This is a genomic window from Paenibacillus cookii (assembly GCF_018333375.1).
Taxonomy (GTDB): domain Bacteria; phylum Bacillota; class Bacilli; order Paenibacillales; family Paenibacillaceae; genus Paenibacillus_AQ; species Paenibacillus_AQ cookii.
Genome location: NZ_BORW01000150.1, coordinates 1 through 253 on the forward strand (window position 1 = coordinate 1; position 253 = coordinate 253).

General features: G+C 47.8%; 1 pseudogene. It reads right to left on the bottom strand.

The features are described 5' to 3' along the window. Window positions 1–253, bottom strand: a pseudogene (locus tag KI367_RS26970) (transposase); the annotation flags it as partial.

Here is a 253-nt window from a genome sequence, read left to right on the forward strand (position 1 = left end):
CCCTGATGCATCGGTTCGCAACAATCGCGCTTAAAGCGTTCGAACAAATTGTAGGCCAGCAACTTGATCAGCAGATCGACTTCATTCGCTTCAAAATCACTGGTCGCGATCCGGTCCATGGAAAAACGTCTTTCGCCTCTTTGATGTAATTTTCCATGCAGCAACGCTGGTTGTAAAAGCGCCATAGGTCAATTGGTTCCCACTCCAGGTTGGTTACAATCGCTTCATACTGCCAGTCCTCGTCGAATACGAT